23 protein-coding genes and 1 pseudogene are annotated in these 24,728 nt (G+C 37.8%); 3 read left to right on the forward strand and 21 right to left on the reverse strand.

The genetic code is table 11. The features are described 5' to 3' along the window. Positions 1 to 219: 219 nt before the first annotated feature. Positions 220 to 1,431, reverse strand: a complete 1,212-nt coding sequence (gene hflX, locus WBM60_RS02235) for a GTPase HflX (RefSeq protein ID WP_424263443.1) — start codon at positions 1,429 to 1,431, stop codon at positions 220 to 222. Between the two features lie 76 nt (positions 1,432 to 1,507). Here hflX and WBM60_RS02240 point away from each other — a divergent pair, with 76 nt between their 5' ends. Further along, positions 1,508 to 2,479, forward strand: a complete 972-nt coding sequence (locus tag WBM60_RS02240) for an endonuclease (protein ID WP_424263441.1) — start codon at positions 1,508 to 1,510, stop codon at positions 2,477 to 2,479. A 326-nt stretch (positions 2,480 to 2,805) separates the two neighbouring features. Here WBM60_RS02240 and WBM60_RS02245 read toward each other — a convergent pair whose 3' ends face one another. The 9 genes and pseudogenes from WBM60_RS02245 to WBM60_RS02285 form a co-directional block, all read right to left on the reverse strand. Then, positions 2,806 to 4,224, reverse strand: a complete 1,419-nt coding sequence (locus tag WBM60_RS02245) for a S41 family peptidase (RefSeq protein WP_424282720.1) — start codon at positions 4,222 to 4,224, stop codon at positions 2,806 to 2,808. Between the two features lie 207 nt (positions 4,225 to 4,431). Beyond that, a pseudogene (locus tag WBM60_RS02250) lies at positions 4,432 to 4,674 on the reverse strand (3'-5' exonuclease); the annotation flags it as partial. 255 nt (positions 4,675 to 4,929) lie between these two features. After that, positions 4,930 to 5,823 (reverse strand): alpha/beta hydrolase fold domain-containing protein, encoded by an 894-nt coding sequence (locus WBM60_RS02255; protein WP_424282721.1) that lies wholly within the window; start codon positions 5,821 to 5,823, stop codon positions 4,930 to 4,932. Positions 5,824 to 5,913: 90 nt separating this feature from the next. Next, positions 5,914 to 6,801 (reverse strand): endonuclease/exonuclease/phosphatase family protein, encoded by an 888-nt coding sequence (locus WBM60_RS02260; RefSeq protein WP_424259682.1) that lies wholly within the window; start codon positions 6,799 to 6,801, stop codon positions 5,914 to 5,916. A gap of 733 nt (positions 6,802 to 7,534) precedes the next feature. After that, positions 7,535 to 8,563 carry an alpha/beta hydrolase gene (locus WBM60_RS02265; protein ID WP_424282722.1) on the reverse strand — a complete coding sequence of 343 codons (1,029 nt, stop codon included), beginning with the start codon at positions 8,561 to 8,563 and terminating at the stop codon, positions 7,535 to 7,537. 10 nt (positions 8,564 to 8,573) lie between these two features. After that, positions 8,574 to 8,885, reverse strand: coding sequence for an AtuA-related protein (locus WBM60_RS02270; RefSeq protein WP_424259680.1), 312 nt, complete (start codon positions 8,883 to 8,885; stop codon positions 8,574 to 8,576). Between the two features lie 3 nt (positions 8,886 to 8,888). Beyond that, positions 8,889 to 10,235, reverse strand: coding sequence for an acyclic terpene utilization AtuA family protein (locus WBM60_RS02275; RefSeq protein ID WP_424259679.1), 1,347 nt, complete (start codon positions 10,233 to 10,235; stop codon positions 8,889 to 8,891). Positions 10,236 to 10,238: 3 nt separating this feature from the next. Continuing rightward, complete coding sequence (locus tag WBM60_RS02280; protein ID WP_424277570.1) at positions 10,239 to 11,540, reverse strand: CitMHS family transporter; 1,302 nt, start codon at positions 11,538 to 11,540, stop codon at positions 10,239 to 10,241. Positions 11,541 to 11,859: 319 nt separating this feature from the next. Further along, positions 11,860 to 12,573 (reverse strand): 3'-5' exonuclease, encoded by a 714-nt coding sequence (locus tag WBM60_RS02285; RefSeq protein ID WP_424259677.1) that lies wholly within the window; start codon positions 12,571 to 12,573, stop codon positions 11,860 to 11,862. A gap of 253 nt (positions 12,574 to 12,826) precedes the next feature. Here WBM60_RS02285 and WBM60_RS02290 point away from each other — a divergent pair, with 253 nt between their 5' ends. Together WBM60_RS02290 and WBM60_RS02295 are read left to right on the forward strand one after the other, a co-directional pair. After that, on the forward strand, positions 12,827 to 13,024 hold the full coding sequence (locus tag WBM60_RS02290) for a hypothetical protein (RefSeq protein WP_424259676.1): 198 nt from the start codon (positions 12,827 to 12,829) through the stop codon (positions 13,022 to 13,024). Between the two features lie 128 nt (positions 13,025 to 13,152). Next, positions 13,153 to 14,289: a hypothetical protein gene (locus WBM60_RS02295; protein WP_424282723.1), complete on the forward strand. Its 1,137-nt coding sequence runs from the start codon at positions 13,153 to 13,155 to the stop codon at positions 14,287 to 14,289. 155 nt (positions 14,290 to 14,444) lie between these two features. On the opposite strand, the gene WBM60_RS02300 is transcribed toward WBM60_RS02295, so the two are convergent. The 11 genes from WBM60_RS02300 to hemA form a co-directional block, all read right to left on the reverse strand. Then, a complete protein-coding gene (locus tag WBM60_RS02300) occupies positions 14,445 to 14,918 on the reverse strand; it encodes a methylated-DNA--[protein]-cysteine S-methyltransferase (RefSeq protein WP_424277568.1) in 474 nt (157 codons plus the stop codon). Positions 14,919 to 14,921: 3 nt separating this feature from the next. Then, positions 14,922 to 16,025 carry a CNNM domain-containing protein gene (locus WBM60_RS02305; protein ID WP_424278860.1) on the reverse strand — a complete coding sequence of 368 codons (1,104 nt, stop codon included), beginning with the start codon at positions 16,023 to 16,025 and terminating at the stop codon, positions 14,922 to 14,924. Between the two features lie 54 nt (positions 16,026 to 16,079). Further along, entirely contained in the window at positions 16,080 to 17,429 is a 1,350-nt protein-coding gene (locus WBM60_RS02310; RefSeq protein ID WP_424282724.1) for a serine hydrolase domain-containing protein, read from the reverse strand. A gap of 34 nt (positions 17,430 to 17,463) precedes the next feature. Then, complete coding sequence (hemB, locus tag WBM60_RS02315; protein WP_424282725.1) at positions 17,464 to 18,453, reverse strand: porphobilinogen synthase; 990 nt, start codon at positions 18,451 to 18,453, stop codon at positions 17,464 to 17,466. A gap of 42 nt (positions 18,454 to 18,495) precedes the next feature. Beyond that, entirely contained in the window at positions 18,496 to 19,284 is a 789-nt protein-coding gene (locus WBM60_RS02320; protein ID WP_424259669.1) for a PhzF family phenazine biosynthesis protein, read from the reverse strand. A 39-nt stretch (positions 19,285 to 19,323) separates the two neighbouring features. Next, the gene (gene hemF / locus WBM60_RS02325) at positions 19,324 to 20,226 is read right to left on the reverse strand and encodes an oxygen-dependent coproporphyrinogen oxidase (protein ID WP_424259684.1); all 903 of its coding nucleotides are present in this window, start codon (positions 20,224 to 20,226) and stop codon (positions 19,324 to 19,326) included. Beyond that, the gene (locus WBM60_RS02330; RefSeq protein ID WP_424259668.1) at positions 20,216 to 20,755 is read right to left on the reverse strand and encodes a GNAT family N-acetyltransferase; all 540 of its coding nucleotides are present in this window, start codon (positions 20,753 to 20,755) and stop codon (positions 20,216 to 20,218) included. The genes hemF and WBM60_RS02330 overlap by 11 nt, the downstream gene beginning before the upstream one ends. A gap of 61 nt (positions 20,756 to 20,816) precedes the next feature. After that, positions 20,817 to 21,845, reverse strand: a complete 1,029-nt coding sequence (hemE, locus tag WBM60_RS02335; protein ID WP_424278858.1) for a uroporphyrinogen decarboxylase — start codon at positions 21,843 to 21,845, stop codon at positions 20,817 to 20,819. Position 21,846: 1 nt separating this feature from the next. After that, positions 21,847 to 22,527 carry a uroporphyrinogen-III synthase gene (locus WBM60_RS02340; protein ID WP_424259666.1) on the reverse strand — a complete coding sequence of 227 codons (681 nt, stop codon included), beginning with the start codon at positions 22,525 to 22,527 and terminating at the stop codon, positions 21,847 to 21,849. Continuing rightward, positions 22,524 to 23,438, reverse strand: coding sequence for a hydroxymethylbilane synthase (gene hemC / locus WBM60_RS02345; protein WP_424259665.1), 915 nt, complete (start codon positions 23,436 to 23,438; stop codon positions 22,524 to 22,526). The genes WBM60_RS02340 and hemC overlap by 4 nt, the downstream gene beginning before the upstream one ends. Further along, on the reverse strand, positions 23,435 to 24,691 hold the full coding sequence (hemA, locus tag WBM60_RS02350; RefSeq protein ID WP_424259664.1) for a glutamyl-tRNA reductase: 1,257 nt from the start codon (positions 24,689 to 24,691) through the stop codon (positions 23,435 to 23,437). Before hemA ends, hemC begins: the two co-directional genes overlap by 4 nt. Between the last annotated feature and the right edge of the window lie 37 nt (positions 24,692 to 24,728).

Here is a 24,728-nt window from a genome sequence, read left to right on the forward strand (position 1 = left end):
TATGCTTTGATTTGGGGTTAAACACTATCACTTAATTACAATGTAAATGTAGTTCGGTTCTTAAGAATCTCTAAATTATTGTTGTGAAGTGGAGTTATAATGTTGTGAAAAATATGAAGCGTATCAGATGTCAGATGAATGACCTGATGACTTATGAATTGCATAGGCATAATTCACTTATAAATTCGGATGGATAATTTAAAAAATAATGGACTCTGACTAATAATCATCCAGGTGTTCAGGATAAAGAAAATTGTTATAAGGGAAACGCGAAATATGAATTTCCCTTACTGCATCATATACTTTCTTACGGAATTCATCAAGATTCTCCTTTTTCAGTGCAGAAATAAAAATAGCATTTTCACCTAATTGTTGCATCCAGGTATGTTTCCATTCTTCAATCGTAAAGTGCTTTGAACTCCTTTCGGTCACCAGATCATCTTCTTCTAAAATTTCCTGTTCGTAAAGATCAATTTTGTTAAAGACCATTATTGTTTTCTTATCAGATGAGCCAATCTCGTTCAATATTTGATTTACAGAATTAATATGATCTTCAAAATTTGGATGCGAAATATCTACAATGTGGAGCAAGAGATCTGCTTCTCTAACCTCGTCTAAAGTACTTTTAAAACTCTCTACTAATTGTGTAGGCAGTTTACGTATAAACCCAACCGTATCACTTAATAAAAAAGGCAAATTACCCAGCACCACTTTTCTAACAGTGGTGTCTAATGTCGCAAACAATTTGTCCTCAGCAAAAACCTCACTTTTACTAATGACGTTCATAAGGGTAGATTTGCCAACATTGGTATACCCCACCAGAGCTACACGCACCAAGGCTCCCCGGTTTCCTCGTTGGGTGCCCATTTGGCGGTCTATTTTAGTTAATTTCTTTTTTAGTAGTGCTATTCTATCTCTGACTATCCGACGGTCTGTTTCAATTTCGGTTTCTCCCGGACCTCTCATTCCAATACCTCCTCGTTGTCTTTCAAGGTGCGTCCACAAGCCCGTCAATCGAGGTAATAAATATTCATATTGTGCAAGCTCTACTTGTGTGCGGGCATAGCTGGTTTTGGCTCTTTGCGCAAAAATATCAAGTATTAACCCTGTTCTGTCCAGTATTTTACAACGCAGGATTTTCTCAATATTACGCTGCTGAACAGCCGTAAGTTCATCATCAAATATGACTGACCCTATTTCGTTTTCGTCTACATATTTTTCTATTTCCAAAATTTTACCACTACCAATATATGTTTTTGGGTTGGGTAAATCGACTCGTTGGACAAAACGTTTTAATACTTCGCCGCCTGCTGTATAAGTAAGAAACTCGAGTTCATCAAGATATTCCTGTACTTTCTTTTCATTCTGCTGTTTGTTAATAACACCCACCAGAATTGCTTTTTCGTATTCTATATTTTGCTTCTCTAACATTTGATAAATTATAGTACAAATCTAAGTAATTGGAACCAAGTGATTTTCGTAATTTTGGTAACCAAATAAAAAGTGCATGATTTTTTCATTTCTGCAAAGAAATAAACCCCAGAACGATCATACCATTGTCTTCTATAACCTGGAGAATCTTTTTGATGTAAGAGATGATCAAAATACACTTGATTTAGATTTCACCCCAAATGGAAAGAAAAGATGGACCAAAAGGAAGTATAAAAAGAAGTTACTCAAACTTGCCAATACCATCTCAAGAATAGGTGTTAAAACTACTAACAAACCACCTGCGCTCGTGGGTATAGCAGAAGTTGAGAATGAAGAGGTCATTAAGGACCTGATATCTACTGGGGCTTTAAAAAATGAGGATTACGATTACGTTCATTATGATTCTCCGGATGAACGGGGAATAGATACCGCTTTGTTATATCTCAGATCGAATTTTAGTGTTCTACGTTCTACACCTATTCCTTTGTTGATTTTCAATCCTGAAGGAGAAAGAGACACAACCAGGGACATACTTTATGTTCACGGTGTTTTGAACGGTGAGGAAATTCATGTTTTTGTTAATCACTGGCCATCACGCAGAACTGGAGAGGAAGAAACAGATTACAAAAGGATTAAAGCTGCCGAGACCCTTAGGGATTATATGAATAAAATTGAAAAAAATTATTCAACTCCAAATTACATTGTCATGGGCGATTTTAATGATGGTCCTGATGCAATTAGTATCCGCACCTTGGTTGAATCTAAATCGTTGTTCAATCCTATGGAAAAACTATTGACTCCCGAAAGAGGTAGCGCAAACTACAGAAGGAGCTGGTCACTTTTTGATCAGATTCTGGTCTCTCATAGTTTTTTCAATTATGAAAAAGGCACACATAGTTTTGCACATGCCAATATTTTTGATGACCATCAGCTTAAAGAATGGGATGGAAAATATGCCGGAAATCCTTTCAGAACTTATGTGGGGCAAAAGTATAAAGGTGGATACAGTGACCACTTTCCTGTATATATTCAATTAAAATTCAATTAATACCGTTTGGGGATATTCAAAAGAACATTCTAAATATGAATGATTTGGTCTTCACGCAATAACTCATTATTACGAAGCCTGAGAAAGACTTGCGCTAAAGTGATCACATCCCTTTTAAAATAATGGATGATGTGTTGCAGGTCCTTTTCTTCATAATACACTTGCCGAACCATGCTCTATCTATATCTTCCTTTGAGGAAGGTGTGCCAAGGATGCTGGTCATGAGATTAAGCGAGGTATAATGTTTAAAGTCCCAAATTTCAAAAGAACGGTCATTTAATAACTATAAACATAAATGTTTAACTGTCCAACATGTTCACTGTACCTCAGTCCTGATAAACGTATAGTTTACCAGCCATTTCATCAGCTACATTCAGTTCAAAAGTGATCTTGGCTTTATTTTCGATTTTGATAATCAAATTATTGCTTCCGGGCACTCTTGCTAAATCTTTTTTCTTCCCGATAATCGTTTTTTCCTGATTGGGATGTGCGCCATAATCAAAGGACCAGTTCATAGGAGCTATTTTAAACTCATAACTGCCGGCCTCCAAAGTAGATGACACTGCGAAAACCCCGTTCCCTTTATACTCAAATTGAGGAGTGATATTCCGCTTTTTACCCCAATCATTCATGTTGCCAAACAGATAAATCTTTTCCCCGCCGAAAGGTTGCTCATTCATTTTATCTAGCTCCAATTGTACCATGGCCAAAGCTTCCTCACTGCTCTCTCCGTTGATCAATGAAACAGCCAAATCCATTGCCACACGCTGATCAACAGTTATATCAGGCTCTACGCCTTTTCCTTCAATTCTTCCAATTCGGTTTGAATAATATTCTGCTATGGGCAGAGATAATTGAAAGCCAAGTGGCAAATCATACATTTTTTGTGATAACATTTCGCCTGCCGTGGTCTCACCTATAATTGTTACATTTTCTTCATGAGCCAGCGCATCCACGGTAAACTCTGAGGCACTGGCCGAATTATTACTTGTCAATACGTATACCGGACCGTCAAAGTGTGGATGCATTGGTCCAAACTTTACTCGAGTAAGCGGCTTTTCCTGTACATCATGCCAAAAGGATTTCAGCGACCATCCTTGCCAGGGAGTTAACATTTGAATATCGGCTAGATTGGGGGCTTTCGTATTATTTTTCCACCATTTCTGTGAAACAAATATACCAGCATCAATAGAATCAGTTAAAACATGACCAATAAGTGGAACACCTGCAAACGTACCCCCACCATTGTTGCGAACATCTATAATAAGAGCTTTGGTTTTATTGTCGGCTATCTCGCGGTATGCCCTAAATACGCGTTCTTTTGTGTCAAGACCGGTCATCGTTGTCACCGTGAGTATTGCAGTTTCTTCAACCCATTCCAGTGAAACACTATAATCCCCTACACGTAATGTATCTACAAATTCTGCCATTTCCTCTGCGCGCCTTTCTGAAATGCTAAGTGTAACGTGAGAAAATGGGCCATCTTTCCAAAGCTCATTAAACCCATTGATAAATTCTTGCTTTGTTTGGACCATATTTGCAAGAACGCGGACCTTTTTTTCCAATACGAGATATTTATCTGTAGCGAGCTCTGCAGGGTTGTAATGGTATGCAGACATCAGTAGTGATATACTATCTGCCACTGCTGTAAAATCAGCATCGATTTTATCTTCCTTTTTGCCGGATAATCGGAAATCACAGGAGTATAGTGTGAGAAAAATGATCAGAAGGATTATATTTTTCATTTTTGATATTTAGACTATTAGATACTTTTTTATCAGGATAATTGCCTTCAATAAATCAATTTTCGAATCCCTAATTTTGACCATGCCTGGATGGTTTGATTCGGCATAATTTAGTTAGGGTTAAATATGAAGGCTACATTAAATAGATAACATTTATGCATAAATGTTACACCCCATTAAAAAACTAGATTATATGGAAGCATCATTCTAAATATGAAAGATTTGGTCTTCAGGCAGTAACTCATCATTACGAAGCCGGAGAAAGACCTGTGCTAAAGTGATAACATCCAATTCACAATAAGCCACTATGCGGTCCAAATCACCTTCTTCATAATAAACATCTCTGACCATACTACCATCAATATCTTCTTTGGGAGAGGGTATACCTAGCACATTGGCCATAAGTTTTAAGGAGGTGTAATGCTTGAAATCGCCAAATTTCCAAAGCTGTAATATTTGAATTATAACTGATATTTGCTCTCATTTTTATTATTTAAATACGTAACTGTTTCATTGGAAGTTATAGTTGGTATAAGGGCAAATCAGTGAAATCATCAGAGTGCAATGAAGAAATGCATATGGTAATGCGTAGTTTGGATTTAAACCAAGTAAAAAAATATGTTTTAGCATAACGATTCGTATATGCGTAGTGCGACCGTTTAGGGAGCATTATTGCATATACAGTGTTGTGTGCTTCTTTCCCATTTATAAGTTTGTTTCAATAAAATTTATCATTATCTCCCGGTATATACTTTGTTCATCGAAAGATAAGTTTCTCCAAAGGTCTCCATGCGATAGGTGGTAAGCATAAACAACTTGCATATCTCTAAATTCAGTTGTTCGAACTCTTTCCTCAAAAAGTCTTGAGTAGTTATACGTATTATTGTCACTAATCAATAATATGGGAACTGATAAGTTATGAAGATAGGTAATAGGTGATGCTTTTCTGAAGTCCTCCTTTTCATCGCCAAAAACAGCTTCTACATGAAGTTTGGCAAGTTCAGGTCTGCCACTGTTTAAAAGTACGCTATGGTAGTCAATTATATCGTATGCCCCTGAAACTGGAATTATTCCTTTAAATAATTTATGAGAAAGTCCAACTTGATTTAGATAGGTGCTATCCAAACTTATCAATGCGGATAGATGAGCTCCCGAAGAAAACCCACCGATAAAAAATCCATCCCTATCATATCCATATTTATCAGCATTTTCATACAACCATTTGACGGAAGCTGCCACATCTTCAATATGTTTTGGATGTTGGATTCCTGTATTCAAAGTTGAATCTCGCCATATAGCCGGACTTAAACGGTGGCCTATACTTGCTACAGCTATTCCATTTTTTGCAAACTTCTTTGCGAGGTCCATTTCTTGATTTCTATCAACATACGACCATGCTCCTCCTCCTATCCAAATCAGTAACGGATATTTATCCCCTCTTTTGGGCAAGACTAAGTTTAATCTTTGAAGACTATCATTTGAAATTGATTCATTGCTCAAATAAGGGAGGTTGTTGTGAATTGTATAATCTTCCAATTGACCAAATAACACGTTGCTGGCTAGCAATATAATTGATAATAAGGTTATTAATTTTTTCATTTTATTACTTTTAGTTGCACACAACGTTTTGGCTATGATTTCATCACGCCATGGCGTGATGAATTATAGGTGTTGTGAGCAAATGTTTTTTCAGTTTTCATTCTTTGCAGCTTCTTTTCCTTCCATTATTTTTTGATTCGCTAAACTTTTCAAATTGCTATTTAATTCTTTATTAGAATCCACCTTATTATTAATGTGAAACATAAATTGAAGTGGTAAATGATCAGAACCTATTGAGGTTAATACTTTAATATTATTTACCGTTACTGTGTTAGAATGAAAAAGAAGGTCGATTGGAAACCCAAATATCAGAAGGTTTGCAGGAAATGTTGAGTATATCCCCCTATTAATTCTTGCATCTTTCAGGTTAGATATTTTGCTAAATAATCTGGACGCCTTAGACCAGGAAACATTGTTGAAGTCTCCTGAAACAATCATTGGTGTTATACTTTTTCTAGCAAGCTTTGCAACTTTCATCAGTTCGGCATCTTTTTGTTTAGATGTAGGTTTTTCAGTAGGGCTGGGTGGAGGTGGATGAATACCCCAAAAAACAAAATCATCCTTTTTAGAATCAGTTAATATAACTTCAATAGATGGATGCTCTTTAGATATAAGATAATGGATGTTAAAGTCTTTCAAGTCCAATTTTGTATAAAGATGCATTCCATATCTATTGTCTTTTGGAACACGAATAATATTACTAAAGTCACCTTCTATTTCCTCAAGGTTTTGCTCCCATTTTTTATTTGTTTCTAAGGTTAACAGAATGTCTGGCTGAACACTCTTAACGACCCTTATAAGTCTTTCGTAGTCCTGATTTTCTTGCTTCACATTTATACAGAGAGCTACTATGTTATGTTTTGGTGCTATGCTATTGTTTTTACTTTTTGGGAAGTAGGGCAGTATAATTGATAATTGATAAACAAAAGATATTGCAATTAAAAATATAGTAAGTAATCCAATAATTGAAATGCTCACTGATAGAAAAGGTGTCGCTAGCAGGAGAAACAAAAGAATTACACAAAGTTGAAGCCGAATAAAGTCGAATATTCTAAAAATCCAATGTGTCGAGTTTATCAAAGGAAAAAAACTAACAATTGAAAAGAACATTCCAAAAACAATCCAAATTGTGCCGAGCATAAGATGTCATTTAAATTCTGACTAACGGTTTAGTAAGTAATTGAGATTCAGTATTTCTTCCGTCTTTTAAATTTATTCTTTTCCCTCGAATTATATCCCAAATTTTACCGTTAGTCTGAGAGAAATTAATATTTTCATTTGTTTCAATTTTGGTTTGTCAAACAGGGAGAATATCTGCTAACGGTAGAGCTATGCGCAGTGTCCCGCAGGGCATTGCGTATAGGTATTGTTAGCCACCGATTTTTTTATTATTTCTACTATCATTTTAGGTATTGTGATAAGCTTTCTAATGTTTCAGTTGCATGACTCTTGTCTAATTGCCCACTTTTTTGTTGCAAGTCCACCCTAAGGAAAGATTAACCAATTCAAGGCAAACCATATGCCCAAGGCAATTAAAATGCCATTGTAATAGTTTGCCTGCTCGAATTTAAATTTCATTCCAATTGTTCATTTGAACTTTACTATTTTTATCAATTGCCAACAAAGCAACATCAATGCCTTGGAAAATCATGGATTGAAAAAGACCAAAAGACAAAAACAACATGGCAAAACCAAGCACCAAATAATTAGGTTAATGAAACTCAAGGTAGTATTCAAAAAACGGCAAAACCTGTTGCGGAATTCTACCCTCTTTTGTGTAAATATTGTTCACATGTGTTCCAATGTACTCCTCTGCAAAATGTTTTATACCTAAATTCTCCAACTTTAGACTGAACATCTTGCATTGTTGGGTAAATCGCTCTCCAGCGTTTCGTCCCCAATCCATTTTAATGGCCTTTAAACTTTTGAGGTTATCGATATAATTTTCAAGTGTGTAAAAAGGCATGTTTTCGTGCCACTTTTTGAGCGTTTTCTGGTTTATCACCAACGCTCCATCTTCATAATCGAATGGAAAATCACAGTAAAAGGGAGGGTTGTCGGAATTGGGGGACCAAGAGCGTCCAAAGGCTACCATTACCTTACCAAAATAAGTTTTTTCCAGTGCTTCATAAGTGGATATTTCAGCAAGTTCCTTAAATGTATCGCTGTTGGGCCCATATTCACGAACTATGGCAAGAGCACCTGGACTGATGGCGTATACAGTATTGAATACATCGGGATGTTTCATCGCAATGTTTAAAGCACCATAACCACCCATACTATGTCCGGTTATTCCACGGCTTTCTTTTTTTGCCAAGGTGCGATATTTCATGTCCATATAGGCCACAAGGTCCTTTACGGTAAAGTCCTCCCAGTTTCCAAAAACACCAGAATTGGAATAAAAACTACCTTCATAGGTCGTTTTTTGATTGGGAATGACCAAAATAAAGGGCCGGATACGTTTGGTCGCTATGGCGAAATCCAGGATTTCCGTCATGGGCTCCAGCATGGTATGGTCGCCATAAAAGCCATGTAAAAAATAAATTACGGGATATTTTTTGGTCCCTTGCTCATAGTTTGGAGGCAGGTATACTGCCACTTCTCGTGTTGTTTTCTCTTCAAAATCATTGACCAAGTTCTCCGAGTATATGGAATCGATTACAATGGTCCCTTTTAGCGTTTGTGCGTCGGTTACATTAAAGGTTAATACAACTACTATTATTTTTAAAAACGCTTTCATCGATCTGGTTTTAATGATTAATATCTATGGGCATTTCCAACAAAATTGAGGACAATGTTTTGCCATGTTTGTCTATTCGTAGTGAGCGGGTGACCCCACCCCTTAGGGCTTTTTGTACGACAAAATTCATCGCTGCCAATGTAGGCAGTTCATATCGGTCCACTTTACCCATTGCGGTCGCCCCAAGAAACTGCTTCACTTTTGTGGAGGTCACCTGTTCTAACAATAGGGGATAATCCTTTTCATCAAAGGCAATGACAGAAATATTGATAATATCTCCCTTGTCTCCCGTACGGGAATGTGCGATATCTTTTAGTTTCATTGGTTAACTTTTAAAGTATTCCACTTTTGGGGCTACCTTGTCTTTATCTATCAAAATGGATTGTATGGCTATGATTTCCGAAACCGATTTTGAAACACCGCCACCGGCTGCCGGGCCATTGGTATATAGTGTTTCCAGTTCATTGACCAATTTCACAGCAGCCTCCCTAGTCCTTGTTTTGGCAGCTAGGCGCAATCGTATTTCTTGCGGATCTGCATTGGTGGTTACTCCTTTAAAAAGGCTGTCGATACCGATCAGATCAAATAATATATCCTCAGGTTCCGAATGTTTTCCCCGAATCCGTTCCTCCATGATTTCCATGGCCAATCGGCTTCGCTCTAACGCATAACTTCCTCCATAGCTTAACTGGGCATCTGCCATATATCCGTCACGATAGCCAACAGATACCTTTAATTTTCCTGTCAAGACTCTTCCCGTTGCGCCAGTTACCGCTACCACATCCTTATCCAATTCTTGGAATGAAATCCCGGAAAAATCCGCAACAACATCCGGCGTCAGATACTCAGAAGGGTTGTGTACTTCGTACAATAGCTGTTCCTTGCAGGTTCCTGTGGTCACCATTCCTCCGGAATCTTTTAACTTGCTGATGTAAAACGAGCCGTCCGCTGTGATTTCCGCGATGGGAAAACCAAGATTTCCCAGATCGGGAACATGTTTTTTGACCCCATCGGCAAAATACCCCCCGCATACCTGGCCGGCGCATTCCAGTAAATGGCCCAGGACTGTACCTTTGCCCAATAATGGATAAGACTCCAAGGACCATCCAAATTCATGGACAAGGGGAGCCAAAAACAAGGAAGGGTCGGCCACTCTACCTGTCAGGATAATATCGGCTCCTTGTTGCAATGCCATTAAAATTCCTTCTACGCCTAAATAAGCATTTGCGGAAATAATTTCGTCCGCTACGCTCAAAATAGAATCCTTACTTTCCATAAAGGTATATGGCGTATCATCGAGCAAGGATTTCACATCATCACCATATACGGCCGCTATCTTTATTTTTTTTAATCCTAGCTCTTTGGCCAGGGCGGCCGTTTTTCTAGCTGCTGCCACTGGATTCGCGGCGCCCATATTGCTGATAAGTTTCACCCTGTTGGAAACACAAAGGGGCAGGCAGGCCCTCATCCTATCTTCCAATAAAGGGTCATATCCTAAGATTGGATCCTTCATTTTCTGCAATTGTGCCAATGCTATGGTCCGCTCCGCGAGACATTCAAAGACAATATAATCTAAATTGCCTTCTTTTATCAAATCCACAGCGGGTTCGATACGGTCTCCCGAATATCCTGCTCCTGATCCTATGCGAATTGTTTTTTCTGGCTTCATCATTTATTATATGGGAAGCGTCCCGATTAAAATGGAAACAATAGTCATGATGATGGTTACACCAAACGCATATTTAAAAGTGAACCGCTGGTGTTCCGCCAAATCCACTTTGGCCAAACCAATGAGTAAAAATGTCGTAGCTGTCAACGGGCTTAATGGAAACCCAGTTGTCATTTGTCCCAATATAGCGGCCTGTCCTACACTAATGGGCGCCACATTAAACTGACCCGCAACTTCCGACAAAACCGGTAGAAATCCGAAATAGAAGGAATCCGGATCAAAAACAAAACTCAAGGGCATACTGGTCAAGGCCATTAAGACCGGAATTTGTTCCCCGGCGCTGGACGGAATGATATTCGCCATGGCACTGGCCATTTCGGCAATCATTCCAGATTCGGTCATGATGCCGGTAAAGACACCTGCAGCCAATAGGATACTCGCCATGAGCAAGGAGGCCTTGGCGTGTGAATCTATAAGGGAAGCCTGATCTTTAAGATTCGGATAGTTGACCATTAGAGCCGTAATGGTGCCTAACATAAATGGCAGTGCCGGTGCTACAATTCCCATAATCAGAATTGTAATCACTGCAATGGTCAACAAGACATTGAACCAGAACAATCGAGGTCTTCTAAGACGTAGTTCTTCTTCTGAAGCTTTTCTCTCAAAACTCCTTCCGATATCCTCAATGGAATCAAGTTGAAGTCTTTTAGCTTCCCTGGAACCTAAATACCATGCAATGAACAATACAAACAACAGTCCGAACAATTGGGGTATCATAACAGGAGTGTACAATTCCGTTATCTCGACCTGAAGTGCCGTAGCCGCCCGAATGGTAGGACCGCCCCAGGGTACCAGGTTCATTGTCCCGGCACCCAGGGCAACCACACAGGCCAACACCCTCTTATCCATTTTAAGTTCCTCAAAAAGAGGCAGCATGGCCGGAATGGTGATTAAAAATGTTACCGCCCCGGAACCATCCAAGTGAACGATCATTGACAGTACAGCCGTACCTAGGGTAATTTTTACCGGATGGCGTCCCACTAATTTAAGGATGGTATTGATAATGGGGTCGAACATCCCTGCGTCGGTCAAAACACCAAAAAACAATATGGCGAAAACAAACATGGCGACCACTGGTGCTATGTTTTTGATGCCCTGTATGGCAAACTCAGCGGTATCCAAACCAAAGCCAGCCACCAACGAGCCGATAATGGGTACAATAATCAAAGCAGAAAGGGCACTTGCCTTTTTTGAAAGAATAAGTGCCAACAATACTACTGTTATCGCTATGCCGGCAAAGAGTATCAATTTCTATAGACCTTGTGCGACATCAACAGTACTTTCTTAGTTTCCATAATCTTTGTTTTTAATTTTTATAAAGTAAATAGCGAAACTATTATTGAATTCAATACATATCACGGAAGTTTAAACACATATTACGGTTTTCTATGAATGGTGGCTAACCATGGGATATAGTTAATAACTATATCTCACCTATAAATACCAAGATAGCACAATTAAGGTTTATTAGCGCAATACACCTAAAGAAAAGGAACCTAATTTAGACAGAGTAATTGCATAGTATACGTTATGAAACGGACATCACAAGCTGGCTGGAAGAATAATTCTAAATATGAAAGATTTGGTCTTCAGTCAATAACTCATCATTACGAAGCCGGAGAAAGACCCGTGCTAAAGTGATAACATCTAATTCGCAATAAGCCACTATACGGTCCAAATCACCTTCTTCATAATAAACATCTCTGACCATACTACCATCAATATCTTCTTTGGGAGAAGGAATACCCAGCACATTGGCCATAAGTTTTAAGGAGGTGTAATGCTTGAAATCGCCAAATTTCCATAGTTCCATGGTATCCAGGTGAGGAACTTCCCACGGTTTTTTACCAAAAAGGTCCAATTTATATGGCAGTCCAATACCATTTATGATTAATCTTCGCGCAATATAAGGGAAATCAAATTCTTTACCATTATGTGCACAAAGCAGGTTTTTTGGGCGGCTAAAATGTTCGTTAAGTAATTTTTTAAAGTCTTTTAGTATTTTTTCTTCATCACCCTGAAATGTAGTAACCCTGAAATTGCGAATTCTATCTTTAATTGAAAAATACCCAACGGAGATACATATTATTTTACCAAATTCAGCCCAAATTCCCGCTCTTTCATAAAATTCTTCAGCGGTATACTCTTCTTTACGTTGATACTGTGATTTATGTTCCCATAGCTCTTTCTTGTAATCATCTAATTGGGCATATTCCGCCACTTCAGGAACAGTTTCGATGTCTAAAAAAAGGATATGTTCAAGATTTAGTTTCTGTATCATCCCAAATAACTATTAAATACACTTCATTTTCAAATTGAATTTACCCTCATCTTAAGATATTGATCTTTTGGTCAATTCAACTAAAGATAATAACAATATTCAGAACCCGTATTCCTTGCTTAGTAGTTAAATCCAAGATAGGGGTGGTTATTGAAAAAAGGGTGCAGTTAATCGAATTATAATAGTAAAATTCAATAAAAACTGATTAAAAACGTTTTAGTATTCCTTAATTGTCTTACAAATTATTGTTGATATGAAACCGAAATTCTATATAAATGTGACTAGAAAGCTACTTTCACTGGCTTTTGTGTTTTCCCTTTGTTTTGTTGTTTCCTGTACTAATGACGATTCGGATAATGAAGGAGATTTGGATATCATTACGCCGGGAGAAGAGAATGTTTTAGATGCTTCTCAAGATATCAAGACAGATAACACAATGTCCAGCTATTAATTTTACTAGCAAGGCAAATATCCTTTTGGTAATTAATTTGATCACCAATTTTAACCTCAAATAGGTAACTTGCTATTACTATCAACCCCTTCCTACAAGATATTATGTATCTTTAAAAAAAAAGCTGCATGAAATTTTATAGGCTCCCGTGGGTTCTCTGCCTCTCTATTATTGGCACACTTTTTCTGGGTTGTACCAATGACGACAACCAACCTAATATGGTTTCTGAAGTTCAAATGCCCAATTATACGGTAATAGGACAGAATTTTCAAAGTGTTTTTCAGTTTAATTATGATGGAACTCTTGATGAAGGAGACTTATTCAACTTAACGACAGAAAGCAATATAAACAGAGAGTATCTTACTTTGAGACAGGTATCTGAAGTTCTTACTTTTTTCAGTTTTGCAGCAGGCAGTTTTTCCGCAGTGCAAAGAAATTATGTAACCGGGGAGAGCACTTTTCTAAATGAATTTTATACCATATCTAGCGAAAGATCGGTTACCTGGGGAACTAATTCAGAGAATAAACTTTTTCTGGGGTTTTTCAGCCCTGAAGGGTCCACAAATTATGGTATTAGGACCATAAATCTAGCTACTGATGAGGAGATAGATTTAATAGTGGAATATAATGTAAATGATGTATTTGAACCACTTTATTATGCTAACCGGCTGTTAATTACTTTTTTGGATCAGCAGTCCAACTATAAACTCTCTGTCATAGATACGGATAGCAATGATTTAATAAGAACCTTTGATTTTGGAAAATTGGTCCCCAGTATTTTGATCAATAAAGAGGGTGATATGATTATTCTAAGTGGGAATTCGACTTCTAATTATGAACTTACTCTTTATGATTTACAGACCCTGGAGTTAATAGAAGAGGACTTCTTCTCAATAAACAGGTATTTCTTTGCAGGACCTATTCAGTCTGAGGCCAGTTTAATTAATGAGAAACTGTATTATCTCAATCTTTATGCACAGCCTTCAAATATCCCTTTTGGCCCGGCGACTTATGATTTTATTACAAAAGAAAATAGAATTATTGATATGCTCTCCATTGTACAACAAGTACAGGATGAGGTTGGACTGGATATTGAGCTAACCGCTTTTGACTATAATCAGAAAAGCAATACATTTCTAATGGGTTACGCGAAATTGGTAGATACAGAAACGCTGGAGGGGGGAATAATTATTATTTCCGAAGAAGGCAGATTATTAAAGAATACAAATTTGAAATTTGCGCCAACTCGTTTTATTGATAATTAGAAAGGGAACCAACTAACTGGTTTGTTTTATAATCACTATAATTAGCCCTTCTTATATTTAAGTGGGTAATAAGTATAAAATCAACGACAAAAATCCAATTTAGCACCAATTTCGTCTTCGGAATTACACTTATACAAACCAGTTGGTCTGTAGGTTTAGAATAAGGTTTGTTGCTTGGAGGGACTCTCGTGGTTTAACAGCCATTTTTTACGGTGCAATCCACCGGCATACCCTGTTAATGAGCCATCAGATCCAATTACCCGGTGGCAGGGGATAATTATCCATAAAGGGTTTTTTCCATTAGCTGAAGCAACGGCGCGTATAGCTTTTACATCTCCAAGATTCTTTGAAAGTTCCAAATACGAAATTGTTTTTCCAAAAGGTATTTCCAACAATGCTGCCCAGACCTTTTTTTGAAATTCAGTACCTTCCGGGTTTAACAAAAGGTCAAAATTCTGGCGTTTTCCTTCAAAATATTCATTTAGTTGATATACCGCATCTTCTAAATCTTCCGGAATTATCTTACTTTCAGGCTCGTCGGTCTCAAGTACGGTAACATAAGTTAGGCCATTTTCATCTCCTTCCAGTTTTGCGCTCCCCAAAGGGGTATTAATATATGCAGTAGCCATTTTTTATTCAATTATACCCGTTTTTTTAGCTCTGTCTTCCCACTTTTTCCTTGCCAGTAGCTGTAAATCCTCAACATTATCGCTTTCATCCATGATTTCCAGTCCCAATAAGGTTTCGATGACATCCTCCATGGAAACCAGGCCACTAACGGATCCATATTCGTCAACAACCAGTGCAATATGCTCCCTTTTCGCAATCAAAGTCTCAAATAGTTGGGGAATTGGGGTATTCCTTTTAGTAACTAACAAATCCCTTTTAATTGTTGATAAAGGAATATCGCCATTTTCGTTTATAATCTCTTCCAAAACATTATCTTTTAAGACATAACCAGTAATTATGTCTACACTCTCGCCATAAATGGGAATTCTCGAGAACCTTAGTTTTGGATTTTCTTCAAAGAATTCTTTAATGGACATAGATTCCGTGGCTATTTTCATTACAGCCCGGGGGGTCATGATATCCTTCGCACAAATTTCATCAAATTTCAGAAGGTTTTTGATCACCTTTGATTCAGATTCCTGAAAAACACCTTCTTCATGCGCTATATCGGCCATTGTAGTAAAATCTTCCCTGCTCAGGACACTGCCATGCACTTCTTTTTTACCAATAAGTCGTGTAAATAACTGAAGCACCCAAAGCAGGCCTGTCCACTTTAAGGCCAACACCAATATTTTTAGGGACTTTGCAGTCAAATTGGCAAGCTTTTTCCAATAAGTAGCACCTATCGTCTTTGGTATAATTTCTGAAAGCACAAGAATTAGTATGGTCATTATTGTTGATACTACTCCTACCATAAATTCTTCGGTAAATGTAAATCCAAATAAAGCATAGGTTTTACTACCATATATTTCCTGATAGGCCACTTTAGCTTGTACTCCTACAAGTATGGCGCCAACGGTATGAGCAATAGTATTTACAGTTAGGATGGCAATAAGCGGCTGGTCTACATCCTTTTTTAATTCTTCCAGCGTATAAGCAAACTTTCTCCCTTCTTTTTTCTTTAAATTAATAAAAGTTGGGGTTACACTTAATAGAACAGCTTCTAAAATGGAACATAAAAAAGAAAAAAAGATAGAGATAAAGGCATAAAAGAGAAGTAATTCCATTTGGTTTAATTAGGATACTAAAATACTAATAATATGATTTACTAATTTCATTAATTATTTCTCCCCCTCGTCTACATAAAACAACTGATGTAATTGTGGCCGGATATTCAGTTCATATAAATTTCTATTGTCGCGAGTAGGGTAAACACGATTGGAGAGGAAAATAAATACCAATTGGTTTATTGGGTCAGCCCATATAAAGGTTCCAGTAAAGCCAGTATGTCCAAAGCTTTCCATGCTTGCATCTATCGCGGGATAAGCTTCCGAAATAGACAAGTTTTTATTATTCAATAGGGGCTTATCAAAACCAAGACCACGCCTGTTATCATTTTCAGGATATTGTACTTTGGTGAATTCTTTAACGGTGGCTTCCGAAAGATACCTTTGGCCATCGTAAATACCATAATTCTGATACATCTGCATTATTATATGCAGATCTCTGGCTGTCCCAAAAAGGCCTGCATTTCCTGAGATTCCCCCCATGAGAGCAGCATTTTCATCATGAACCCAACCTTTTACAAGGTCTTTCCTGAATACTGAATCTACTTCGGTTGGAACAATAGCATTAGGATACTTCTTAGTTTTGGGCTTAAAACCAAGTGCCGTGGCCCCCATTGGCAGATAGAAATGTTTTTGTAAATAATATTCATAAGACGCCCCGCTAAGTTGAGAAATAAGCTTAGGGAATATTAAAAATGCCAGTCCGGAATAGAGATAGGTTTTGTTTTCACTCACCTGCGATCGATCAATTTCCTTATACATTTTTGTAATAAATCTATTTTTCACATAAAGATGCTCATAAGCCTGATTTTCAAACCTGGGTGAAGGCTCGGAATGGATATATTTTCGGCTAATTCTTCCTTTTTTCTGAACTTCATTTAGAAAAACTATATAAGGCTTTAAACCTGCCTGATGTGCAAGTATTTCACGCAGGGTTAGTTCATTTTTATTTTTTACATGTTTCCAGGGTTTCCAATACCTGCTAAATGGCACATCCAGATCAAGTTTTCCTTCGTCATATAACTTCATTAAAGCAAGCAGGGGACCAGTAATTTTTGTGACGGATGCAAGGTCATAGATGGCATTCAGTGCTACTGGTTGGATACTGTCATAAGTATAAAATCCATATGCTTTATGAAAAATGATATCACCTTTTTTCGCAACTAAAATCTGGGCACCGGGAAAAGCATGGTTCTTTATGCCATTGGTAATAATTGAATCAACTTTATGGTCTGTTTCCCTTGAAATCCGATCTATCGGGACAGACCTACTGGTAATTTTACTGAGCTGACTGTCTGAATTCGAATATTCTTTATAACTATCCTGTGCGTAGGACTTGGAAAATAAAATACCAAATAGTATTAAAATATAAAATCGATAATTAAATAATAGAAATCTTCCCATAGAATTGTATGGTAAAGTATTGATAGTAATCAGCCTACCCCATTAATTTAACTGCATCTTTTGCAAAATAGCTGGCAATGATATCTGCACCTGCCCGTTTTATTGAGATCAATTGCTCCATCATAACGGAATCATGATCCAGCCAACCTTTTTCTGCGGCAGCCTTCAGCATTGCATATTCACCTGAAACCTGGTATACTGCCACAGGTACTTCTACTTCATCTTTTATTTCTCTTACAATGTCCAGATAACAAATTCCGGGTTTTACCATAATAATATCAGCCCCCTCGTCAACATCCATATGGGCTTCTTTAATAGCCTCTATCCGATTAGCCGGATCCATCTGGTAGGTCTGCTTATCCCTTGGGACATTGACCTTGTTTACAGGTGCTGATTCCAAAGCATCGCGAAACGGACCATAAAAGCCACTTGCATACTTGGCGCAATAAGACATGATTCCCGTATTGGTTAATTCCTCATCCTCCAAAGCTTCTCTGATAATTTGTATCCTACCATCCATCATATCACTGGGCGCTACAAAGTCTGCACCTGCTTCAGCATGTGAAATACTCATTTGTGCCAAAATCTCGCTGGTCTCGTCATTAAGAATCTGACCATTAGCCACAATTCCATCATGTCCATATGACGAATAAGGGTCAAGTGCAACATCTGTCATAACCAACATATCAGGACAAGCGCTTTTAACTGCATTAATTGCACGTTGCATTAAACCATGTTCATTTAGAGCTTCTGTTCCTTTATTATCCTTTAGTGATTCGGGGATTTTGACAAAAAGCAGAACAGCACAAAGGCCCATACTCCAAAGTTCTTTTGCCTCTTTGCCCAGGTTATCGAGGCTCAATCTATAGTAATTAGGCATTGAAGGAATTTCTTCCTTAACTCCATGGCCTTCAACAACAAATAACGGGACTAAAAAATCACTAGGTGTTATAATTGTTTCACGAACCAAATGCCTGATGGCACTGTTCGCTCGTAATCTTCTGTTTCTTCGAAGTGGATACATTGGCTTTATTTTAAGCTTAAAGGTAACTGAAATGAATATATTCTAAATAATAATCTCACCTTTTAAATATGGTACTGCCCTCCCTGCAATTTTTACCCGTTTGTTTTGAAATTCACAATAAATATCACCACCTCTTTTAGATAACTGTTTTGCTACAAGTGTGGATTTACCAAGAGCCTTAGACCAATAGGGTATTAGGCTGGTATGGGCTGAACCGGTAACAGGGTCTTCATTGACTCCACATTGGGGAGCAAAAAAACGCGATACAAAATCTACACTGTCTCCAGGGGCAGATACAATTACCCCTCGGGCATCCAGTTGATTGAGTAGAAAGAAATTTGGATTCAATTGTTCAATGTCTTTCTGTGTATTATAAATAAGGAGATAGTCGGTCTTTCCTTTTAGCGTATGAACCGGATTCTTGCCAATTGCTTCGTTAAGTGCTTGAATTGGTTTTATGGATTGTATTTCATCTGTGGGGAAATCCAGTATTAATAAGCCATTTTCACCTTTTTCTACCAGAAGCTTTCCGCTTTTGGGCGAAAAAAATTCAACATAAGAGTCATTCAGATCATAATTGTTAAATAAGACGAAAGCTGTTGCCAGGGTTGCATGGCCACACAAATCTACTTCCAACTCCGGGGTAAACCATCGGATGATGTATTGAGAACCATCTCTAACAGCAAAAGCGGTTTCCGCGAGATTATTTTCCATGGCAATTTTCTGCATTATGCTATCTTCTATCCAGTTTTCCAGGATACAAACAGCAGCAGGGTTTCCGGAATACAACCGATCAGTAAAGGCATCTACTTGAAATAATTTTTGCAGCATTTTAAGCGGTATTCGCTTCTAAATTACAATTAAAAGATGTCAAATCCATGATTTTGGATTTTCTAATACTTTTATTAATCTGGCCTCCTCACTACCTTGTTCCGGATGATGGTCATACTTCCATTGAACATGTGGGGGTAAGCTCATAAGAATACTTTCAATACGCCCATTAGTCTTTAATCCAAAAAGAGTACCCTTGTCGTGAACCAGATTAAATTCAACATAACGACCGCGGCGAATTTCTTGCCAATCCCTTTGTTTCTGGCTATAAGTGAGTGATTTTCTTTTTATAACAATTGGTATATATGCTTCCAGAAAGCCATTGCCAACCGTGGTGACAAAGTTATACCAATCCTCAATGCTCATAGTGTCGGAAACTTTACAGTAATCAAAAAATAAACCACCTACTCCTCGTGCTTCTCCGCGATGACTATTCCAGAAATAGTCATCACATTTCTTTTTATAGGTTTTATAAAAACCAGGATCATGCGCATCACAAGATGCTTTGCATACTGAATGAAAGTGCTGAACATCTTCCTCAAATAAATAATATGGTGTAAGATCGAGGCCTCCTCCAAACCATTGATCTACCAAGGCACCTTTTTTATCATACATTTCAAAATAACGCCAATTGGCGTGGACCGTTGGGACCATTGGATTTTCGGGATGGAGTACCAAACTTAGACCGCATGCATAAAAATCCGCATCCTTTACACCAAAATAGGTTTGCATACTTTTTGGGAGTTCACCATGAACAGCAGAGATGTTTACACCACCCTTTTCAAAAACTGAACCATCTTCAATTACTCTGGTCCTTCCACCACCACCTTCCGGACGTTTCCAGATATCTTCACGAAATTTAGCGGAACCATCAATTTCTTCTAATTTGGAAGTAATTGTGTCCTGAAGCTCTTTAATGTAACTGTAGAATTTATTTTTCAAATGATCTTTCATATAATTCCATATCAAGTGGTTCTTCCTTAGGAGGGGTATGGGCTTTTAACAATGTTTTTTTCCATTCATATCCGCATTTTTCTGCTACTCTAACACTTGCTTTATTTTGCTCGTGTACAATAATTTCCAGGGTTTTTAAGGCGAGATCATTAAATGCAAAAACACTGGTATCCTTTACAGCTCTTGTAATCCAACCTCTACCTTGATAATTTTTGTCAATACAATATGCCATCTCACCCCGCCTAAGTTCCCAATTCAAATTTTTTAAGATGACCAGGCCAACCACCGTTTTATTTGTTTTGAGGGCAAAAGTAAATTCTGTTCTTAATTTTAGCTGTTCACTTTTATTTAGTATGAAGTTTTCAGAGGCTCCAATAGTCTCATTTTGCCCTAAGGTAATTGGGAAAAAGCGATGAAATTCTTCTTTATTTGAAGCTAAAAAAGCATGTAAAGCGAAGGTGTCCATAGTTGTTAATGGCTCTAAAGCAAATAAACTATTAATTCGACTTTCTGTCATCAATCACTTGATTCTACTCAGATAAAGAAAGGGCCTCAAGCAATTTAAAACCCCTTTTACCTTAAGGCTTATACTCTTTTACCGCATCTATAAATGCTTTAGCATTTTCTACAGGGACGTTGGGCAGAATCCCATGGCCAAGATTAACGATATATTGATCCTTTCCAAATTCATTAATCATTTGAGTGACCATTTTTTTAATGACTTCCGGGGGAGACAATAAGCGGGCGGGGTCAAAATTTCCCTGGAGCGTTATTTTCCCTCCTGTCAAAGTTCTGGCATTTCGGGCAGAACAAGTCCAATCCACTCCAAGCGCAGAGGCCCCGGATTTTGCCATATCGCCTAAAGCAAACCAACAACCTTTACCAAAGACTATTACCTGCGTTTCCTCTTTTAGGGCATCTATAATTTGTTGGATATAATTCCACGAGAATTCTTTATAATCATTGGGTGAAAGCATGCCACCCCATGAATCGAAGACCTGAACTGCATTTACACCCGCTTTTACCTTGGCTCTCAAATATGAGATAGTGGTATCCGTAATTTTCTGCAATAAGTTATGAGCAGCTATCGGTTGTGTAAAACAGAATTCCTTGGCCTTATCAAAGGTTTTACTGCCTTGCCCCTGTACGCAATAACAGAGAATCGTCCATGGAGAACCTGCAAAACCAATTAAAGGGATCTCATCCTGTAATTTCTCTTTGGTCGCGGCAATGGCTTGCATTACATAATCCAGCTCTTCATTAACATCGGGTACTAAAACCTTGTCTACATCTTTTTGAGAACGAATAGGCTTAGGCAAATAGGGGCCAAAATCGGGTTTCATTTGTACTTCTATTTGCATAGCTTGTGGTATTACAAGAATATCACTAAAAAGTATGGCAGCGTCCATTCCAAAACGCCTAATAGGTTGAACGGTAATTTCAGAAGCCAATTCCGGTGTCTGACATCTGGTGAAGAAATCATATTTTTCCCTAATCTTCATAAATTCAGGGAGGTATCTGCCAGCCTGCCTCATCATCCATACAGGGGGGCGCTCAACAGTTTCACCTTGTAATGCTCTTAAAAATAAATCGTTTTTTATACTCATTTTATTTCTTAATGCTCAAATTATAATGCAATGTGACTTTTTTCAACAGATTTTCCACAACTGGGGTATCTGCCACTATTATGGAATCTGTAAATAGGGCGGCCTCTCCTGCTGTCGTATCGCCTATACAGAATACCGTACTATTACCCACCTCATTTGACATAGTAAAACTCTTTACTCCACTGGGACTAAAAAACAATATGCCATCAAAGGGTTCTGAAAAATGCTGAGGTTTTAATTCTGTTTTGTATACTACAATTTCCTTGAAATGAACCTTATGTTTCGTCAAAATATTGGGTAAATCATCATTTCTTCTATTTCCACAAAAGAATAAAAAAGATGCTTTTTTATGATTTTCTGCAATAAAATTACCTAATTCGGCTCCATTATGGAGCATTTTTACAACTTTATGACCATTTTGTTCTAAAAGTAATTTAGTTTTTTCCCCTACACAAAAACACTCCTTTCCTAATTCCTTTTTTGTATGAATATTAGAATTATGGTTTATAAATGCCCTAACCGCATTCTGACTGGTAAAAATAAAATAATCAAAATCGGGGGTTAACCGAAATTCTTGGTAGTGGATATTTATGGCGTCGTATTCCTGAAAATCAATACCGGCATCATTTAGAATCGTTTTTTGCCCGGGTGTGAGGAGTTTTGTGGAGAGGACATTTTTCATTGGTTCATTTGGATTTTTATGTCTCGCATCAAATCCTTCCCTCCATTAAATAAGACCTCATGTGCGCAGGCTTTACCAAAATCTATTGTATCTGCCAGTCTGATTTTTTTATCAATGCTTGCTGTTCTTTGCCCATCAAGAGATAGCAATATACCTTTAAAATGTAAAAAATCGTTTTCAATAGTAGCTAAAGCTCCAATTGGTGCTGTGCAGCCTCCTTCTAATTCCTTTAAAAACTCGCGTTCAACCTGTGTACAGATTTCTGTGGTTTCATGATTTAAAGAGGTAAGTGCCTCAATACAAAACTGATCTTCCTTTTTGGCTGCAATCATCATAACACCTTGAGCGGGTGCTGGCACCATCCATTGTAGTTCGGTATGGTTCTCCGGAAGTTTATTTAAACGTTCAAGGCCAGCAGCTGCAAAAATTGCTGCATCCCAGGAATTATCTTCCAGTTTTTTCAATCGGGTGTTTACATTTCCTCTTAAATCAACTACCTCATGAAGGGGATAACGCTGTAACCATTGTGCTTTTCTTCTTAAACTGCCAGTAGCAATAATTCCTTCGGTATTTAGAAAATCCAGACCTTTATGCACCAGTATATCCTTGTGGTTTGCACGTTTCAGAACAGCTGCCTGCACAATGCCTTTTGGTAAAATGGTGGGCACATCTTTCATTGAATGTACAGCAATATCAATTTTATCTGTAAGCATTGCCACATCCAAAGTTTTTGTAAAAATTCCCGTAATACCCATGGTATAGAGCGGTTGATCTAATTCCAGATCCCCATCTGATTTTACTGGGATTAATTGTGTGGAATGTCCCAGCTTGTCAAGTTTTTTCTTTACGTCATTTGCCTGCCATAGTGCAAGTTCACTATCGCGGGTGCCAATACGAATGACCTTATTCATTGGGAGTTTAATTCTAGTTGAAAGACCTTTTGTATAAGTTGCAAACTATCATCAGCATCATTCTCAGATTCCTTCAAATGGTTAGCGAACTGTTTAGTTATCTTCTGAATGATTCTTTCCGATATGATATCTGCATGTTCTGAATTGAAATCAGTGAGTTTTTTAGACTGAAAATCCAGTTCTTCTTCTTTCATTGATTTTAGTTTCTTTTTAAGGGCTTTTATAACCGGAGCAAATTTTCTGGTTTCCAGCCACTGGCTAAAATCTAATTTCACTTCATCTATAATGGATTCTGCTTGAGGAATATATTGCTTTCTGCGTTCAAGGGTTTCATCTGTTATTTGCGATAGATGATCCAGGTGTAATACAGAAACATCTTTTAATTCCAATACATTATCTGCCACATTTTTAGGAATGGATAAATCTAAGATCAAAAGTGGCTTGTTAGTATAGATAAGTTCTTTAGAGATAGTGGGGGAATTAGCCCCGGTAGCCACAATCAGGACATCTGCCTTACGGATTTCTGTTTGCAAATCTCCATGATCCTTTACGACAAGATTAAACTTTCCAGCAATTTTTTCGGCCTTATCCTTAGTTCGGTTAATAAGGGTTATATGAGAGTGATTTGTATGTTTGATAAGGTTTTCGCAAGTATTTCTACCTATTTTGCCCGTACCAAAAAGTAAAATATTCTTTTCTGCAATATTGTCAACATTTTTTAGAATGTACTGAACAGACGCAAATGCCACGGAGGTAGCCCCCGTTGAGATTTCCGTTTCATTTTTAATTCGCTTGCTGGCCTGAATGACTGAATTAACCAGGCGTTCCAAAAAGTGATTTGTAAGATCATGTTTTTTGGATTGGGAAAAGCTGCGTTTTAATTGACTAATTATTTCAAAGTCGCCCAAGATCTGGCTGTCTAACCCACTGCCTACAAGAAACAAATGGTTAATGGCCTCATAATTTTTTAAAACATAAGCTACTTCCTGAAATTCTTCAACCGTACCCTGGGAGTGATCACAAAGTAATTTAATTAACTGAAAGGGGTGCTGCGCAAAGCCGTGCAATTCTGTCCGATTACACGTAGAAGTAATAAGAAGACCATCAACGCCTATTGTCTTAGCTTCCGTTAAAAGCGCATCGGTTGCGTCCTGGTCCAAGCTAAATTTTCCTCTTAATACTGCGTCTGCATTTTTATAGCTTAGCCCAACGGTATAAAAAGAATTGTGTTTGGAGATATGATACCTCTTCATACATTATCAATATAGCTCACAAAAATAGTAGCATCTA

Source organism: Eudoraea sp., from assembly GCF_049669105.1.
Lineage (GTDB): Bacteria > Bacteroidota > Bacteroidia > Flavobacteriales > Flavobacteriaceae > Eudoraea.

Excerpts from the sequence above, each read along its gene's own strand:
- hflX (WP_424263443.1), bottom strand. The coding sequence starts at position 1,431 with ATGTTAGAGAAGCAAAATATAGAATACGAAAAAGCAATTCTGGTGGGT.
- WBM60_RS02240 (WP_424263441.1), top strand. The coding sequence starts at position 1,508 with ATGATTTTTTCATTTCTGCAAAGAAATAAACCCCAGAACGATCATACC.
- WBM60_RS02245 (WP_424282720.1), bottom strand. The coding sequence starts at position 4,224 with ATGAAAAATATAATCCTTCTGATCATTTTTCTCACACTATACTCCTGT.
- WBM60_RS02255 (WP_424282721.1), bottom strand. The coding sequence starts at position 5,823 with ATGAAAAAATTAATAACCTTATTATCAATTATATTGCTAGCCAGCAAC.
- WBM60_RS02265 (WP_424282722.1), bottom strand. The coding sequence starts at position 8,563 with ATGAAAGCGTTTTTAAAAATAATAGTAGTTGTATTAACCTTTAATGTA.
- WBM60_RS02270 (WP_424259680.1), bottom strand. The coding sequence starts at position 8,885 with ATGAAACTAAAAGATATCGCACATTCCCGTACGGGAGACAAGGGAGAT.
- WBM60_RS02275 (WP_424259679.1), bottom strand. The coding sequence starts at position 10,235 with ATGATGAAGCCAGAAAAAACAATTCGCATAGGATCAGGAGCAGGATAT.
- WBM60_RS02285 (WP_424259677.1), bottom strand. The coding sequence starts at position 12,573 with ATGATACAGAAACTAAATCTTGAACATATCCTTTTTTTAGACATCGAA.
- WBM60_RS02290 (WP_424259676.1), top strand. The coding sequence starts at position 12,827 with ATGAAACCGAAATTCTATATAAATGTGACTAGAAAGCTACTTTCACTG.
- WBM60_RS02295 (WP_424282723.1), top strand. The coding sequence starts at position 13,153 with ATGAAATTTTATAGGCTCCCGTGGGTTCTCTGCCTCTCTATTATTGGC.
- WBM60_RS02300 (WP_424277568.1), bottom strand. The coding sequence starts at position 14,918 with ATGGCTACTGCATATATTAATACCCCTTTGGGGAGCGCAAAACTGGAA.
- WBM60_RS02305 (WP_424278860.1), bottom strand. The coding sequence starts at position 16,025 with ATGGAATTACTTCTCTTTTATGCCTTTATCTCTATCTTTTTTTCTTTT.
- WBM60_RS02310 (WP_424282724.1), bottom strand. The coding sequence starts at position 17,429 with ATGGGAAGATTTCTATTATTTAATTATCGATTTTATATTTTAATACTA.
- hemB (WP_424282725.1), bottom strand. The coding sequence starts at position 18,453 with ATGTATCCACTTCGAAGAAACAGAAGATTACGAGCGAACAGTGCCATC.
- WBM60_RS02320 (WP_424259669.1), bottom strand. The coding sequence starts at position 19,284 with ATGCTGCAAAAATTATTTCAAGTAGATGCCTTTACTGATCGGTTGTAT.
- WBM60_RS02330 (WP_424259668.1), bottom strand. The coding sequence starts at position 20,755 with ATGACAGAAAGTCGAATTAATAGTTTATTTGCTTTAGAGCCATTAACA.
- hemE (WP_424278858.1), bottom strand. The coding sequence starts at position 21,845 with ATGAGTATAAAAAACGATTTATTTTTAAGAGCATTACAAGGTGAAACT.
- WBM60_RS02340 (WP_424259666.1), bottom strand. The coding sequence starts at position 22,527 with ATGAAAAATGTCCTCTCCACAAAACTCCTCACACCCGGGCAAAAAACG.
- hemC (WP_424259665.1), bottom strand. The coding sequence starts at position 23,438 with ATGAATAAGGTCATTCGTATTGGCACCCGCGATAGTGAACTTGCACTA.
- hemA (WP_424259664.1), bottom strand. The coding sequence starts at position 24,691 with ATGAAGAGGTATCATATCTCCAAACACAATTCTTTTTATACCGTTGGG.